The organism is Pseudomonas sp. 67(2021) (genome assembly GCF_017491835.1).
In the GTDB taxonomy this organism is placed as follows: domain Bacteria; phylum Pseudomonadota; class Gammaproteobacteria; order Pseudomonadales; family Pseudomonadaceae; genus Aquipseudomonas; species Aquipseudomonas atacamensis.
This window is the reverse complement of record NZ_JAFGYL010000009.1, coordinates 174,853-190,553: the sequence shown is the minus strand read 5'-3', so window position 1 is coordinate 190,553 and position 15,701 is coordinate 174,853. Positions and strand designations below refer to the sequence as shown.

The 15,701-nt window shown below is 60.4% G+C and carries 11 protein-coding genes; 1 reads left to right on the top strand and 10 read right to left on the bottom strand.

Annotation, left to right across the window (positions count from 1 at the left end; genetic code table 11):
• Positions 1–959: 959 nt before the first annotated feature.
• Positions 960–1,271, bottom strand: coding sequence for a YqfO family protein (locus tag J5M66_RS14085; protein WP_016771558.1), 312 nt, complete (start codon positions 1,269–1,271; stop codon positions 960–962).
• 5 nt (positions 1,272–1,276) lie between these two features.
• Complete coding sequence (gene purL / locus J5M66_RS14080) at positions 1,277–5,173, bottom strand: phosphoribosylformylglycinamidine synthase (RefSeq protein ID WP_207808440.1); 3,897 nt, start codon at positions 5,171–5,173, stop codon at positions 1,277–1,279.
• A 285-nt stretch (positions 5,174–5,458) separates the two neighbouring features.
• On the opposite strand from purL, the gene mltF reads away from it, so the two are divergent.
• A complete protein-coding gene (mltF, locus tag J5M66_RS14075) occupies positions 5,459–6,919 on the top strand; it encodes a membrane-bound lytic murein transglycosylase MltF (protein ID WP_024011704.1) in 1,461 nt (486 codons plus the stop codon).
• 127 nt (positions 6,920–7,046) lie between these two features.
• Here mltF and pdxJ read toward each other — a convergent pair whose 3' ends face one another.
• The 8 genes from pdxJ to lptF all read right to left on the bottom strand — a co-directional run bounded on the left by pdxJ (position 7,047) and on the right by lptF (position 15,449).
• On the bottom strand, positions 7,047–7,790 hold the full coding sequence (gene pdxJ / locus J5M66_RS14070; protein WP_076566005.1) for a pyridoxine 5'-phosphate synthase: 744 nt from the start codon (positions 7,788–7,790) through the stop codon (positions 7,047–7,049).
• 39 nt (positions 7,791–7,829) lie between these two features.
• Positions 7,830–8,519, bottom strand: a complete 690-nt coding sequence (gene recO, locus J5M66_RS14065) for a DNA repair protein RecO (RefSeq protein ID WP_016771561.1) — start codon at positions 8,517–8,519, stop codon at positions 7,830–7,832.
• A gap of 166 nt (positions 8,520–8,685) precedes the next feature.
• The gene (era, locus tag J5M66_RS14060) at positions 8,686–9,588 is read right to left on the bottom strand and encodes a GTPase Era (RefSeq protein ID WP_016771562.1); all 903 of its coding nucleotides are present in this window, start codon (positions 9,586–9,588) and stop codon (positions 8,686–8,688) included.
• The gene (gene rnc, locus J5M66_RS14055) at positions 9,581–10,270 is read right to left on the bottom strand and encodes a ribonuclease III (RefSeq protein ID WP_024011703.1); all 690 of its coding nucleotides are present in this window, start codon (positions 10,268–10,270) and stop codon (positions 9,581–9,583) included. The genes era and rnc overlap by 8 nt, the downstream gene beginning before the upstream one ends.
• Positions 10,271–10,439: 169 nt before the next feature.
• Entirely contained in the window at positions 10,440–11,294 is an 855-nt protein-coding gene (gene lepB / locus J5M66_RS14050; RefSeq protein ID WP_016771563.1) for a signal peptidase I, read from the bottom strand.
• Positions 11,295–11,303: 9 nt separating this feature from the next.
• A complete protein-coding gene (gene lepA / locus J5M66_RS14045) occupies positions 11,304–13,100 on the bottom strand; it encodes a translation elongation factor 4 (protein ID WP_016771564.1) in 1,797 nt (598 codons plus the stop codon).
• Between the two features lie 173 nt (positions 13,101–13,273).
• Positions 13,274–14,335: an LPS export ABC transporter permease LptG gene (lptG, locus tag J5M66_RS14040; RefSeq protein ID WP_016771565.1), complete on the bottom strand. Its 1,062-nt coding sequence runs from the start codon at positions 14,333–14,335 to the stop codon at positions 13,274–13,276.
• Positions 14,328–15,449, bottom strand: coding sequence for an LPS export ABC transporter permease LptF (gene lptF / locus J5M66_RS14035; protein WP_016771566.1), 1,122 nt, complete (start codon positions 15,447–15,449; stop codon positions 14,328–14,330). The genes lptG and lptF overlap by 8 nt, the downstream gene beginning before the upstream one ends.
• Positions 15,450–15,701: the final 252 nt, after the last annotated feature.

The window sequence follows — 15,701 nt, the reverse complement described above, 5'->3', positions numbered from 1 at the left end:
TGGTTTGTTCGAGGGGGGTGGTGGGTTCGAGGGGTGGGTCGGGGACAGGTTTTGACATTGATACGTTCCTCATCAATAGCCAATCACTTGCCGTTTCTCACGCGGCGGAGTGGTGGCAGCAGTGTGCGGGGTGAGAAACCGGTAGGAACAAGCCCGGCCGGACCGAAGTCCGCCCGCACACAGCCGCCATAACAATGCAGACAGCAGGAATGCCGGCGGCGATTATGGTGGTACTGATTGTGGATTAACAGTTCCTAAGGGTTCTCACACCCGATCGCCGAAGTTTCGGCGACACCAAAAGACTAGAGATCGCACGTCCGACGGACAACCTGAAAACCTTGTGGGAAGGTTCTGGTCATTGGGTACCGGATTTAAACAATCTCAAGTTCTCGAGAGCATGGATGGGCCTCATCGCGAGCAGGCTCACTCCTACAGTTGTGATCGGGTGCATTCAGTGAGAAACGGGGCGGCTGACAGGCCGCCTTCGCGAGCAGGCTCGCTCCCACAGAAAGCAAAATCAAGATCAAAAGATCGCAGCCTTCGGCAGCTCCTACACAATGAGCGTTAGCTCGAGTGCTCTTGATCTTGATCCACCGGCGACGTCGGAAGGCTGAGTGGAGGGATTGATCCGGGCGTGGGAGCGCAGCGACCGTCTGGCGCAGCCAGACACAGCGCAAGGAGGTGCAGCGAAGCAAACCGTAGCCGCTGCGCCCGGATCAGTCCCGTAGCGAAGGAACCCGAGCCTGCGAGGGCCGAACGTAGGAGCAAGCCTTTTCGGTTACCTTTTTGCTGGGCCGGCACTCCGGCGTTTGAAAAAGGTGACTCGCCGTAAGGGCGAAACCGCCAGCCGCCACACCCGAAGCAACGGATATTCACCCAATTCAAAAAAAACCAAGGCCAACAAAAAACCCGCAGACAATCACTCATCTGCGGGTCTCCCGTTCAAGCAGCCAAGAAGATCAGAAATCCTCCAGCCGCCACACCTCATAAGCCGGCGTCTCATACGGATGACTGAGCTTCAACGCCGCCACAACAGCCACAATCAACTCATCCGCAACGACAAGCTCAACCTTCCATTCCTCAACCCGCTCGACCTGCCCCGCCTGACCGATAAACGGCTGACTGCCGTCCAACGGTCGAAACTGGCCCAGGCCAAGCACCTGCCACGCACAGTGGTCATAGTCACCGATCCGCCCACCACCGGCAGCGAACACAGCCCCTTTGACCACCTCGACATGACTGTCAGGAACAAAAAACGCCAACTTGTACACGACGATCAGTTAACCCACACGCGAGCATTACGGAACATGCGCATCCACGGCGCGTCTTCGTTCCAGTCTTCCGAACGCCACGAGTTCTGCACCGCACGGAACACACGCTCCGGGTGCGGCATCATGATCGTCACACGGCCGTCACGGCTGGTGAGGCCGGTGATCCCGCGCGGCGAGCCGTTCGGGTTGGCCGGATAGGCTTCGGTGACCTTGCCGTGGTTGTCGACAAAACGCATCGCCACGCAACCGGACAGATCGGCTTCCAGCAGTGCTTCTTCGCTGGCGAACTCGGCATGCCCTTCACCGTGGGCGATGGCGATCGGCATGCGCGAACCGGCCATGCCCTGCAGGAAGATCGAGTTCGATTCCTGGATCTGCACCATCGCCACCCGCGCTTCGAACTGCTCGGAGCGGTTGCGCACGAAGTGCGGCCAGAATTCGCTACCCGGGATCAGCTCGTGCAGGTTGGACATCATCTGGCAACCGTTGCACACGCCCAGCGTGAAGCTGTCGTTACGCTCGAAGAAGCCCTGGAACGCATCGCGGGCGCGGCTGTTGAACAGCGCCGACTTGGCCCAGCCTTCACCGGCGCCGAGCACGTCGCCGTAGGAGAAACCACCGCAGGCCACCAGGCCTTTGAACTCGTTGAGGTCGACACGACCGGCGAGGATATCGCTCATGTGCACGTCGATCGCGCTGAAACCGGCGCGGTCGAACGCGGCGGCCATTTCCACCTGACCGTTGACGCCCTGCTCACGCAGCACGGCAACCTGTGGGCGGATGCCTTTCTTGATGTAAGGCGCGGCGATGTCCTGATTGACGTCGTAGCTGAGCTTGACGCTCAGGCCCGGGTTGTCTTCTTCCAGCAGCGCGTCGAATTCCTGCTCGGCGCAGTCGGCGTTGTCGCGCAGACGCTGGATCTGGTAGCTGGTCTCGGCCCACTGACGTTGCAGCAGACGACGCTGGCCTTCGAACACGGTGTCACCGTTGAAGGTGATGTTGATCTGGCCATTGTTGATCGGCTGACCGATCACCGACACGCAGTCGCCCAGACCGGCGGCGCTGAATTGCGCGAGGATGTCCGGGGTGGCGTCCTGGCGAACCTGGATCACCGCACCGAGTTCTTCGTTGAACAGGATCGCGGCGATTTCCGAGGCGGATTCGGCAACGCTGTCCAGGTTCAGGCTCAGACCGCAGTGGCCGGCGAAGGCCATTTCCACCACGGAGGTCAGCAGACCACCGTCGGAACGGTCGTGGTAGGCCAGCAGGTGACCGTCGGCATTGAGGCCCTGGATCACCGCGAAGAAGGCTTTCAGGTCTTCGGCGTCATCGACGTCCGGCGCATGCTTGCCGAGTTTGCCGTGGACTTGCGCGAGGATCGATGCACCCATGCGGTTCTGACCGCGACCGAGGTCGATCAGGATCAGGTCGGTGGTGCCCTTGTCCATGCGCAGTTCCGGGGTCAGGGTCTGACGGATGTCAGCCACTGGCGCGAAACCGGTGACGATCAGCGACATTGGCGAGGTGACGGTCTTGTCTTCGCCGTTGTCGTTCCAGCGCGTGGCCATGGACATCGAGTCCTTGCCCACCGGAATGGTGATGCCCAGCTCAGGGCACAGCTCCATGCCGACCGCTTTCACGGTGTCATACAAACGCGCGTCTTCGCCCGGGTGACCGGCCGCCGACATCCAGTTCGCCGACAGTTTGATGTCGGAGAGCTTGTTGATCCGCGAGGCGGCAATGTTGGTGATGGTTTCGCCGATAGCCATGCGGCCCGATGCGGGCGCGTCCAGCAGAGCCAGCGGAGTACGCTCGCCCATCGCCATGGCTTCACCGGTGTAGACGTCGAAACTGGTGGCGGTGACGGCAACGTCGGCCACCGGCACTTGCCACGGGCCGACCATCTGGTCACGGGCAACGAGGCCAGTGATGGTGCGGTCGCCGATGGTGATCAGGAAGCTTTTGCTGGCCACGGCCGGATGATGCAGAACGCGCTCGATGGACTCGCTGATGTCGAGATTCGACGGATCGAAGTCATCGCCCAGCTCGGCTTCGCGAACCACCGAACGGTGCATGCGCGGCGCCTTGCCCAGCAACACTTCCAGCGGCATGTCCACCGGGTTGTTGCCGAAATGGCTGTCGGTCACGGTCAGTTGCGGTTCGGCAGTCGCTTCACCGACTACGGCAAACGGGCAACGCTCGCGTTCGCAGATCGCCTGGAAGCGCTCGAAGTCTTCCGGGCCGACTGCCAGCACGTAACGTTCCTGGGATTCGTTCGACCAGATTTCGTGCGGGGCCATGCCCGGCTCGTCATTCGGGATGTTGCGCAGTTCGAAACGGCCACCGCGGTCGCCGTCGTTGACCAGTTCCGGGAAGGCGTTGGACAGACCGCCCGCGCCGACGTCGTGGATGAAGCTGATCGGGTTCTTGTCGCCCAGTTGCCAGCAACGGTCGATGACTTCCTGGCAACGACGCTCCATTTCAGGGTTTTCACGCTGCACGGAAGCAAAATCCAGATCCGCCGAGCTGGTGCCGGTGGCCATCGACGAAGCCGCGCCGCCACCGAGACCGATCAACATCGCCGGGCCGCCGAGCACGATCAGCTTGGAGCCGACGACGATCTCGCCTTTCTTGACGTGCTCTTCGCGGATGTTGCCCATGCCGCCAGCGAGCATGATCGGTTTGTGGTAACCGCGCACTTCGTCGCCGTGCGGGGTCGTGATCGATTGTTCGAAGGTACGGAAATAGCCGGTCAGTGCCGGACGACCGAATTCGTTGTTGAACGCAGCGCCGCCGAGCGGGCCTTCGATCATGATGTCCAGCGCGGTGACGATGCGCTCAGGCTTGCCGTACGGCACTTCCCACGGCTGTTCGAAGCCAGGGATTTGCAGGTTGGAGACGGTGAAACCGGTCAGGCCTGCCTTTGGCTTGGCGCCGCGACCGGTTGCACCTTCGTCACGGATCTCGCCACCGGAACCGGTGGATGCGCCCGGGAATGGCGCAATCGCGGTCGGGTGGTTATGGGTTTCAACCTTCATCAGGATGTGCACCGGCTCCTGCACCGCGCCGTACTGGCGGGTTTCAGGGTTCGGGAAGAAGCGGCCGGCAACGTTGCCGACGATCACCGAAGCGTTGTCCTTGTAAGCGGACAGCACGCCTTCGCTGTGCATCTGATAGGTGTTCTTGATCATGCCGAACAGGCTTTTTTCCTGGCTCTGGCCGTCAATGTCCCAACTGGCGTTGAAGATCTTGTGGCGGCAGTGCTCGGAGTTGGCCTGGGCGAACATCATCAATTCGATGTCGTGCGGGTTGCGCTTCAGACCGTTGAAGGCGTTGACCAGGTAGTCGATCTCGTCTTCGGCCAGGGCCAGGCCCAGCTCGGTGTTGGCCTTTTCCAGCGCGGCGCGGCCGCCACCGAGGATGTCGATGGCGGTCAGCGGCTTCGGCTCGGCATGGCTGAACAGACCGGCGGCCTGCTCGAGGTTGGCCAGCACGATCTGAGTCATGCGGTCATGCAGCGCGTCCGAGATCAGTTGGGCTTCGGCTTCGCTGAACTGCCCTGCAACATAGAAGGCGATACCGCGTTCCAGGCGCTGGATCTTGCTCAGGCCGCAGTTGCGGGCGATGTCGCTGGCCTTGCTCGACCACGGCGAGATGGTGCCGAAACGCGGCAACACCAGAAACAGACGGCCGGTAGGCTCTTGAACCGGAACACTTGGGCCGTACTTCAGAAGGCGCGCTAGCACCTGCTGTTCGTCGCCGGTCAGGACGCCGGTGACTTCGGCGAAGTGAGCGAATTCAGCATACAGGCCAGTGACAGCTGGAACCTTCTGGCTCAGTTGCTCAAGGAGTTTGCTGTGGCGAAAGGCAGAAAGGGCAGGAGTGCCGCGCAGGATCAACATCTTCGGGACAGCCTCGGGAAGGGGTGTGCTTTGAGGCCGTGCATTCTAGCCTAAACCGACCTCAACATCACCCGAAACGCTACGCACGGTTGCACTCGGGTAGCAATCTGTGTTTCTGCCTTCGGGGTCAGGTAAATCAAGCCTTCCAGCATGGCTTATTTTTACTGTAACAAAATGCCCTGAAGGCCCGTATTCAAGGGATTTCGTTCGATTTTGTGATCGCTAGCAGACTAGTCCTACGCTGTCGAGATATGGCGCCCGTGGCCGTTTGCGTATACTGCGCAGATGTTTTTCCCAACGGCTTTGCGTCCGCGATACGCCAAATGGCTGATCGCAACCGGACTCTTCCTGGTGCTCGGTGGCTGTGTTGATAAACCCAACACACTCGAGCGCGTAAAGGAGGACGGTGTGCTGCGCGTGGTTACCCGCAACAGCCCCGCCACCTACTTTCAGGATCGCAGCGGTGAAACCGGCTTCGAATACGAGCTGGTGAAGCGCTTCGCCGACGATTTGGGCGTCGAATTGAAGATCGAGACCGCCGACAACCTCGATGACCTGTTCAACCAGGTCGGCAAGCCGAACGGCCCGGTACTCGCGGCCGCCGGTCTGGTCAGCAGCGATGAACGCAAGAAGCAGGTGCGGTTCTCCCACTCCTACCTCGAAGTCACCCCGCAGATCATCTACCGCAACGGCCAGTCGCGCCCCACCGATCCGGCGGATCTGGTCGGCAAGAAGATCACCGTGCTCAAGGGCAGCACCCACGCCGAACAACTGGCCGCGCTGAAACAGAAATATCCCGGCATCGAATACGAAGAATCCGACGCGGTTGAAGTGGTCGATCTGCTGCGCATGGTTGATGAAGGCCAGATCGACCTGACACTGGTCGACTCCAACGAAGTGGCGATGAATCAGGTGTACTTCACCAACATCCGCGTGGCCTTCGACCTCGGCGACGCGCGCAGTCAGAGCTGGGCGGTGGGCCCGGGCGAAGACAACAGCCTGCTCAATGAAATCAACGCCTATCTGGACAAGGTGCAGAAGAACGGCACCCTGCAACGCCTGAAGGACCGCTACTACGGCCATGTCGATGTGCTTGGCTACATGGGCGCCACCACCTTTGCCCAGCACTTGCAGCAGCGCCTGCCGAAATACGAACAGCACTTCAAGAACTACGCGAAGAAAGAGAAAGTCGACTGGCGCCTGCTGGCCGCCATCGGTTATCAGGAATCTCTGTGGCAGCCGACTGTGACCTCGAAAACCGGCGTACGCGGCTTGATGATGCTGACCCAGAACACCGCGCAGGCGATGGGCGTGTCCAACCGCCTCGATCCCAAGCAGAGCATCATGGGCGGCGCCAAGTACCTGGCTTATATGAAAGATCAGCTGGACGATTCGATCCAGGAACCGGATCGCACCTGGTTCGCCCTGGCGGCGTACAACGTCGGCAGCGGCCATCTGGATGACGCGCGCAAACTGGCGGCGAAGGAAGGCTTGAATCCGGACAAGTGGCTGGACGTGAAAAAGATCCTGCCGCGTCTGTCGCAGAAACAGTGGTACAGCAAGACCCGCTACGGTTACGCCCGCGGTGGCGAACCGGTGCATTTTGTGGCGAACATTCGTCGCTACTACGACATCCTGACCTGGGTGACCCAGCCGCAGCTTGAAGGCGATCAGGTGGCCGAGGGCAACCTGCATGTGCCGGCGATCGACAAGTCGAAACCGGCGCAAGAACCTGCCCCGCTTTAACCCACACCTCAAATCCAACTGTGGGAGCGAGCCTGCTCGCGAAAGCGTCGTGTCAGTCGACATAATCTTTGACTGATACATCGTTTTCGCGAGCAGGCTCGCTCCCACAGGGGTTTTGTGTAGCTGCTCAGGATTTGGCAGCAGCCAGAATCAGCGCTTTCATTTCCGATACGGCAGACTTGAAGCCAACGAACAACGCATGCGCCACCAGCGCGTGGCCGATGTTCAGCTCGTTGATGCCTTTGATCGCCGCCACGGCTTCAACGTTGTGGTAATGCAAGCCGTGACCGGCGTTAACGATCAAGCCTTGGGCCAGACCAAACGCAACGCCATCCGCCACACGCTTCAATTCCTCGGCCACTTCAGTCGGGGTTTCGGCATCGGCGTAACGCCCGGTGTGCAGCTCGATTGCCGGCGCACCGACGCGCTTGGAAGCCGCAATCTGCCGCTCGTCAGCATCGATAAACAGCGACACTTCGCTGCCGATCTTCGACAAGCGCTCGACCGCAGCCCTGATGCGCTCCTCCTGCCCCGCTACATCCAGACCGCCTTCGGTGGTCAGCTCCTGACGGGTTTCCGGGACCAGGCAGATGTGCGCCGGGCGAATGCGCTCGGCGAACGCCATCATTTCTTCGGTGACGCCCATTTCGAAGTTCATGCGCGTTTGCAGCACATCTTTGAGCAGCAGCACGTCACGCTCCTGGATGTGCCGTCGATCTTCGCGCAGGTGCACGGTGATGCCATCGGCGCCCGCCTCTTCTGCATCCAGCGCCGCCTTGACCGGATCCGGGTAGCGCGTGCCACGGGCCTGACGCAGGGTGGCGACGTGGTCGATGTTCACGCCGAGAAGAATGCGATTGCTGCTGGTCACGGATGCGCTCCTGAATTGAGAGGTTCGGCGCACAGCATATCAGGGCTTGCGAAACAGCTCGCGACTGACAAGCGGACGCCCGCCCAAATGCACTGCCAGGGCCTGGCGCATCAGACGCTTGGCCGCCGACAGCGCACCGGGCGCCGACCAGTCGGCTTCGGCCATGGCCAGCAGTTCGGTACCGTTGAACAAGCCTGGTTGCAGCAGATACACCCTTTCGAGACCGGCATCGACTTGCAGGCGATAGAGACCGTCAGGTGCCACAGGCTCACCGTGCATATCGGTGTTCATGGAGAAGCCGTAGCCGAGATCATCCAGCAGACGCCATTCGAAGGAGCGCAGCAACGGTTCCAGTGGTCGACCTTCGGCCAGCGCCAGCAAGGTCGCGGCGTAATGATCGAACACTGCCGGATGCGGATCTTCGGCAGGCAACAGGCGGATCAACAATTCGTTGAGGTAGAGACCGCTGAACAGCGCCTCGCCGTTGAGCCATGCCGAGGTGCCGGAGCTCTCCATGCGCCCGACATTCTTCAACTCACCCTTGCCACGGAACTCGACCTCCAGCGCCACGAACGGCCGCGCCAGCGTTCCGGCCTTGCCCCGAGCACTGCGCAACACCGCCCGCAGCCGACCTTGCGGCGTGAGGAAATCGACCAGTGCGCTGGTTTCGCGATAGGCGCGCGAATGCAGGACGTAGGCGGGTTGGGCGGGAGGCGGGTTTTGCGACATTGAGTTCTCGATGAAGAAACGCGGTTTTACTTACAACCCAAAACCACTGTGGGAGCGAGCCTGCTCGCGAAAGCGGAGTGACAGTCAACATCAATGCTGAATGTTACATCCCCTTCGCGAGCAGGCTCGCTCCCACAGTGAGTAGCGGTGTTTTCGAGATCGCTACTTACAGATCGCCATAACCCAGCGAACGCAGCGCGCGCTCGTCATCGGACCAGCCGCCCTTCACCTTGACCCACAGGTTGAGCATGATCTTGGAGTCGAACAGCAGCTCCATGTCCTTGCGCGCTTCGGTGCCGATGCGCTTGATGCGCTCGCCCTTGTCGCCAATGATGATTTTCTTCTGGCCGTCACGCTCGACGAGAATCAGCGCGTGGATGTGCAAGGTCTTGCCCTGCTGCTTGAATTCTTCGATTTCGACGGTGATCTGGTACGGCAGCTCGGCGCCCATCTGGCGCATGATTTTCTCGCGCACCAGTTCGGCGGCAAGGAAACGGCTGCTGCGGTCGGTGATCTGGTCTTCCGGGAAGAAGTGATCATTCTCCGGCAAGTGATCGGCGATGACCTTTTCCAGCGCTTCGAGGTTGTGCCCGTGCTGCGCGGAAATCGGGATGATCTGCGCGTTTGGCAGCTGTTCCTGCAACCAGCTCAGGTGTGGCATCAGCTCGGCTTTGTCTTCGATGCGATCGGTCTTGTTCAGCGCGACGATCAGCGGGCCGGTCACGTATTGCACACGCTCGAGCACCATCTGGTCTTCGTCGGTCCACTTGGTACGGTCGACGACGAAGATCACCACGTCGACATCTTTCAACGCCGCCGAAGCGGTTTTGTTCATGTAACGATTCAGGGCCTTTTCGCCACCCTTGTGCATGCCCGGGGTGTCGACGTAGATCGCCTGCACGTCGCCCTCGGTCTTGATCCCGAGCATGTTGTGGCGAGTGGTCTGCGGTTTGCGCGAAGTGATCGCGAGCTTCTGCCCAAGGATGTGGTTGAGCAGCGTCGACTTGCCGACGTTGGGACGGCCGACGATGGCAACGTAGCCACAGCGAGTTGCGTTTGTATCAGTCATTGCCATTCTCCACGCCCAGGGCAATCAGTGCTGCGGCGGCCGCTACCTGTTCGGCAATACGACGGCTCACACCCTGACCTCGGCTTTTTTCATTCAGTAAGACCACTTCGCATTCGACGAAGAAGGTTCGGCAGTGCGGTTCGCCCTGGATATCCACCACTTCGTAGCGTGGCAGTTCGCAACCGCGCGATTGCAGGTGTTCCTGCAAGCGGGTTTTCGGATCCTTGTTGGTGTCGACCAGCGTCAGCCCTTCGAATTCGCCGGCCAGCCAGGCCAGCACGCGCTCGCGGGCGACGTCCATGCCGGCATCGAGGTAGATCGCACCGATCAGAGCTTCGAGGGCATCGGCCAGAATGGATTCACGGCGGAAACCACCGCTCTTCAGTTCACCCGAACCCAGACGCAAATAATCACCGAGGTCGAAACCGCGAGCGAGTACGGCCAGGGTCTCACCTTTTACCAGCCGTGCGCGCAAACGCGACAACTGGCCTTCGCGGGCCAGCGGGAAGCGATCGAACAGCGCCTCGCCAGCGACGAAGTTGAGGATGGCATCACCAAGGAACTCCAGACGCTCGTTGTTGCGCCCGGCAAAACTGCGGTGCGTGAGGGCCAGCAGCATCAGCTCCTGATCCTTGAAGGTGTAACCGAGCTGGCGCTCGAGACGGCTTAGAGAAACGCTCACGGTTTACCCACGCTGAGTTCGTGGCTGGTTTCCACTGCCATCGCCGGGGTACGGCGCAGGCCTGGGACAATTAACGCTGTGTTCAAAAAATAAATCCTGGCGATTGCGAAGCCGATTGTGCCGGCTCCAGAAATGCATTCGGCGCTGTGGTCAACAGCGCCGTGTTTGATTACTTGATCAGGCCAACCCGCGAGAAATTCGGCAGGTGGCTGAGTTTCGGCTCTGGCCAGCTCATCCAGACCGCGAAGGCCTTGCCGACAATATTCTTGTCGGGAACCATGCCCAGCAGATCCTTGGGAATGTTCGGATCATCCCAGTAGCGGCTGTCATTCGAATTGTCGCGGTTGTCGCCCATCATGAAGTAGTGCCCGGCAGGCACTGTCCACGAACGGTCCGGGGTGGCGCGGTAGCGGCTCATTTCCTTGCGGATCAGGTGCTCGGCTGCGCCGAGTTTTTCCTGATAGAGCTCCGCGCTGCCCAGCGAACCCGCCTCGGCGCCGACCATCTTCTCGGCAATCGATTCGCCGTTGACGAACAGACGCTTGTCGGCGGTGTAACGCACCGTGTCACCGGGCAGGCCGACCACACGCTTGATGTAGTTGACGTTCGGGTCGCTCGGGTAGCGGAACACCATCACATCGCCGCGCTGCGGGTCACCGACTTCGATGATCTTCTTGTCGATCACCGGCAGACGGATGCCGTAGGAAAACTTGTTCACCAGAATGAAGTCGCCGACATCCAGGGTCGGTTTCATCGAGCCGGACGGGATCTGGAACGGCTCCACCAGGAACGAACGCAGCACCAGCACGATGAACAGCACCGGAAAGAACGACTTGCCGTATTCAACCAGCAGCGGCTCTTTGTTCAGCTTCTCGACCACCACAGGCTCGGGCTGGCTGACACTGCCTTGATAAGAGGCAATGGCAGCACGCCGACGCGGTGCCAGGAACAGCAGATCAAGCAACGCCAACAGGCCGCAGACGAACACGGCGATGACCAGCAACAGCGGGAAATTTAGCGACATAGGACCTGATTATTCCAACCTGAGCACGGCGAGGAAGGCTTCCTGTGGAATTTCCACGTTGCCGACCTGTTTCATGCGTTTCTTACCGGCCTTCTGCTTCTCGAGCAGTTTCTTCTTACGACTGACGTCACCGCCGTAGCATTTGGCCAATACGTTCTTTCTGAGCGCCTTGACGGTTGTCCGCGCCACGATCTGACCACCGATGGCGGCCTGGATCGCCACGTCGAACATCTGACGAGGAATCAGTTCTTTCATCTTCTCGGTCAACTGGCGACCTTTGAAGTGCGAATTGTCACGGTGCACGATCAATGCCAGGGCATCGACCTTGTCGCCGTTGATCAGCACGTCCAGTTTCACCAGATTAGCCGATTGGTAACGATCGAAATGGTAGTCCAGCGAAGCATAGCCGCGGCTGGTGGATTTGAGACGGTCGAAGAAGTCCAGGACCACTTCGTTCATCGGCAGGTCGTAGGTCACTTGCACCTGATTGCCGAGGAACAGCATGTCGACCTGAACGCCGCGTTTCTCGATGCACAGGGTGATCACGTTGCCCAGGTGTTCCTGCGGTACGAGGATATTGGCGCGCACGATTGGCTCGCGCATGTCCTCGATCGCCGACACGTCCGGAAGCTTCGACGGGTTGTCGACGTAAATCGTTTCACCGGTTTTCAGCACCAGCTCGAAAATTACCGTCGGCGCGGTGGTGATCAGGTCCAGGTCGTACTCGCGCTCGAGGCGCTCCTGGATGATCTCCATGTGCAGCATGCCGAGGAAGCCGCAACGGAAGCCGAAGCCCAGGGCGTCGGAGCTTTCCGGGGTGTACTGCAGCGACGAGTCGTTCAGGGTCAGCTTCTGCAGCGCTTCGCGAAAATCCTCGAAGTCGTCGGAACTGACCGGGAACAGACCGGCGTAAACCTGTGGCTGAATGCGTTTGAAGCCCGGCAGCACCGGAACGTCCGGCGTGGAGCTCAGGGTCAGGGTGTCACCGACCGGCGCACCGTGAATGTCCTTGATGCTGGCGATGATGAAGCCCACTTCGCCGGCCTTCAGATCAACGGTGGCGGTGTGTTTAGGGTTGAACACGCCGACGCTGTCGACCAGGTGCACCTTGCCGGTGGACTTGACCAGAATCTTGTCGCCCTTCTTCACACGGCCGTGGCGCACGCGTACCAGGGAAACAACGCCCAGGTAGTTGTCGAACCAGGAGTCGATGATCAACGCTTGCAGCGGATCTTCGATATTGCCGGTCGGCGCAGGGATGGTGTGCACCAGACGCTCGAGCACTTCGTCGACACCCAGGCCGGTCTTGGCGCTGCAAGTAACGGCGTCGGTGGCGTCGATGCCGATGATCTTCTCGATCTCGTCCTTGACGCGATCCGGCTCGGCCTGGGGCAGGTCGATCTTGTTCAGGACCGGCATGACCTCCAGGCCCTGCTCGATGGCGGTGTAGCAGTTGGCCACGGACTGGGCTTCGACGCCCTGCCCCGCATCGACCACCAGCAAGGCACCTTCGCACGCGGCCAGGGAACGGCTGACTTCGTAGGTGAAGTCGACGTGACCCGGGGTGTCAATGAAGTTCAGCTGGTAGGTGATGCCATCTTTGGCTTTGTAATAGAGGGTAACGCTGTGGGCCTTGATGGTGATCCCGCGTTCACGCTCAAGATCCATGGAATCCAGTACCTGGGCTTCCATTTCACGCTCGGCCAGGCCGCCGCACATCTGGATGAAACGGTCAGCCAGCGTCGACTTGCCATGGTCAATGTGGGCGATGATGGAGAAATTGCGGATATGACTCAAATCACTCACGGATCAACACTCAAAAAGGCTGCAGGCTTGGCCCGCCGAAAAATAGCCGGGAATTGTACCTGATACACGGCGCAAGCGTCACGTTCGCCTGTCACCCGGATCGCATGCAAAAACGCCCCGGTCTGGCGACCGAGGCGTTTTCAGGGTTCAAGCGCTCAATGAAAGCTTGTTCATCAGCCCGCTCGCCTGAGCAGCCAGACACCCGCCAGCGCACACACGCCGGCCGGCACCAGCACCGCAAACAGCGGCGAGAAACCGAACACCAGACTCGATGGCCCCAGCAGATCCTGGACGATGCGGAAGGTGAAGCCCACCAGCACGCCGGTGAACACACGCTGGCCAAGAGTCACCGAACGCAGTGGACCGAAGATGAACGAGATCGCCATCAGCACCAGCGCGGCGGTCACCAGCGGCTGCAACACCTTGACCCAAAATGCCAGCCAGTAACGGCCGTTGCTCAGGCCTTGCTCGGCCAAATAGTGGATGTAGCCCCACAGACCGCTGATCGACAGCGATTCCGGCGCCATGACTACGGTGCTGAGCAGTTGCGGGCTCAACGCCACGTCCCACTCCTCGCTCGGGGCATTGACGACCTCGGTGCTGCGCTCGTGGAACAGCGTGGTGGCAACGTCGGTGAGCTGCCACTTGCTGCCGTCGAACTCGGCCTTTTTGGCGAAGCTGGAGCTGAGCAGATGGCGCTCCTTGTCGAAGTGATAACGCGTCACGCCGTACAACAGACCGTTCGGTTGAACCGCGTTGATGTGGATGAATTCTTCACCCTGACGGTGCCACATACCGTGCTTGGCGCTTTGCGCATCGCCGCTGCCCTGGGCCAGCGAGCGATTGGCCTGGGCCATGCTTTCGGTGGCCGGGGCGACGTATTCGCCGATCAGCACGCCGGCGAGCATCAGCACCAGCATCGGCTTCATGACAGCCCAGACGATACGGCCGATCGACACGCCAGCAGCGCGCATGACCGTCAGCTCACTGCTGCTGGCCAGACTGCCGAGACCGATCAGGCAGCCGATCAATGCGGCCATCGGCAACATTTCATACAGCCGGCGCGGTGCGGTCAGCAATACAAAACCGAGCACGTCGACCAGGGTGTAGGTGTCGCTGACGTCGCCCATTTCATCGATGAAGGCAAACAGCGTTGCCAGGCCGAGGATGATCGCCAGCACGGCGATGATCGCCATGAATACGCTGCTGCCGATGTAGCGGTCGAGTTTAACCACGGGCCACCTCCAGCGCGGCGCTGCGACGGCTGGCCAGCTTCAGGCGCAGCGGCTCCCAATAAAGCAGGCCGAGGCCGATCACCAGGAAGATCGCGTGTACCCACCACAGGCCGAGGGCTGGCGGAATCTTGCCTTTTTCAAGGGCGCCGCGAGCGGCAATCAGGATGGTCAGGTAAGCCATATAAAGAAGAATCGCCGGCAGCAGCTTGAGGAAACGCCCCTGACGCGGATTCACCCGCGACAGCGGCACCGCCATCAGGGTCACGATGAATACCAGCAGAGGCAGGGACATGCGCCATTGCAGCTCGGTTTTTGAACGGATGTCATCACTGCCCCACAGGGACGAGGTCGGCATTGCATCGCGATCGGTGACTTCTTCGCTGACGTCCGGCTTGGGCAGCAGCACGCCGTAGGTTTCGTAATGAATGGCGCGGTAATCGGCCTGCCCGGGGCTGCCGTCATAGCGGTAACCGTTATCGAGGATCAGGTAGCGATTGCCATCGGGGCGGATTTCCTGACGGCCAGACTCGGCCACCAGCACGGAAATCCCGCGATCCTTCTTATCGGCGCCGAGGTTCTTCTGCGAAATGAACACGCTACCGAGATTGACGCGGTCGTCGCTCAGGGTTTCGGTGTAAGTCACTCGAGTACCGTCACGCAAGGCCTGGAAGCGGCCCGGTTCGAGGGTATCGAACTCGGTCAGCGCGTCCTGCTTGTTCAGCAGCAACTGAAACTGGTTGGCTCCCTGCGGAGCCAGGCCGAGGCTCAGCCACGCCACCACCAGTGCCACCAGCGTTGCCGGAAAAAGGGTCATGCGAAACAGCTTCTGCTGGCTCATGCCGGTGGCCGAGAGCACGGTCATTTCGCTTTCGAGGTACAGGCGACCGTAGGCCAGCAGGATCCCGAGGAACAGGCCCAGCGGCAGAATCAGTTGCAGGAAACCCGGCAGACGAAAGCCCATGATCAGGAACAGCGAGCCCGGATCGAGCTGACCGGCCGCAGCCTGCGCCAGGTATTTGATGAAGCGACCGCTCATGATGATGACCAGCAGCACGGCACTTACGGCGCTGAGGGTCAACAGGACTTCGCGGGACAGATAACGGAAGACGATCAAACCAGACACTCCAGGGTTGTCAGGCTAAGGCGGCCAAACAAGCAAACACATCGACCGGCCCGCCATGCAGAGCGGTCGAAAAAAGATGCGGCATTATCCTGTGATTGGGTGCGCCTGTCACTGCGCACACTCATCCATCGCTGTAATCCTTTGCCGAGGGTTGTCAGGCGCGGGGAGCGAGGTTCAAACTGCGGCCCTTGTCGCAGGCTTTGGCCTGCGCCTCTTCTATCTATAAGCAGGCGACTGCGGACA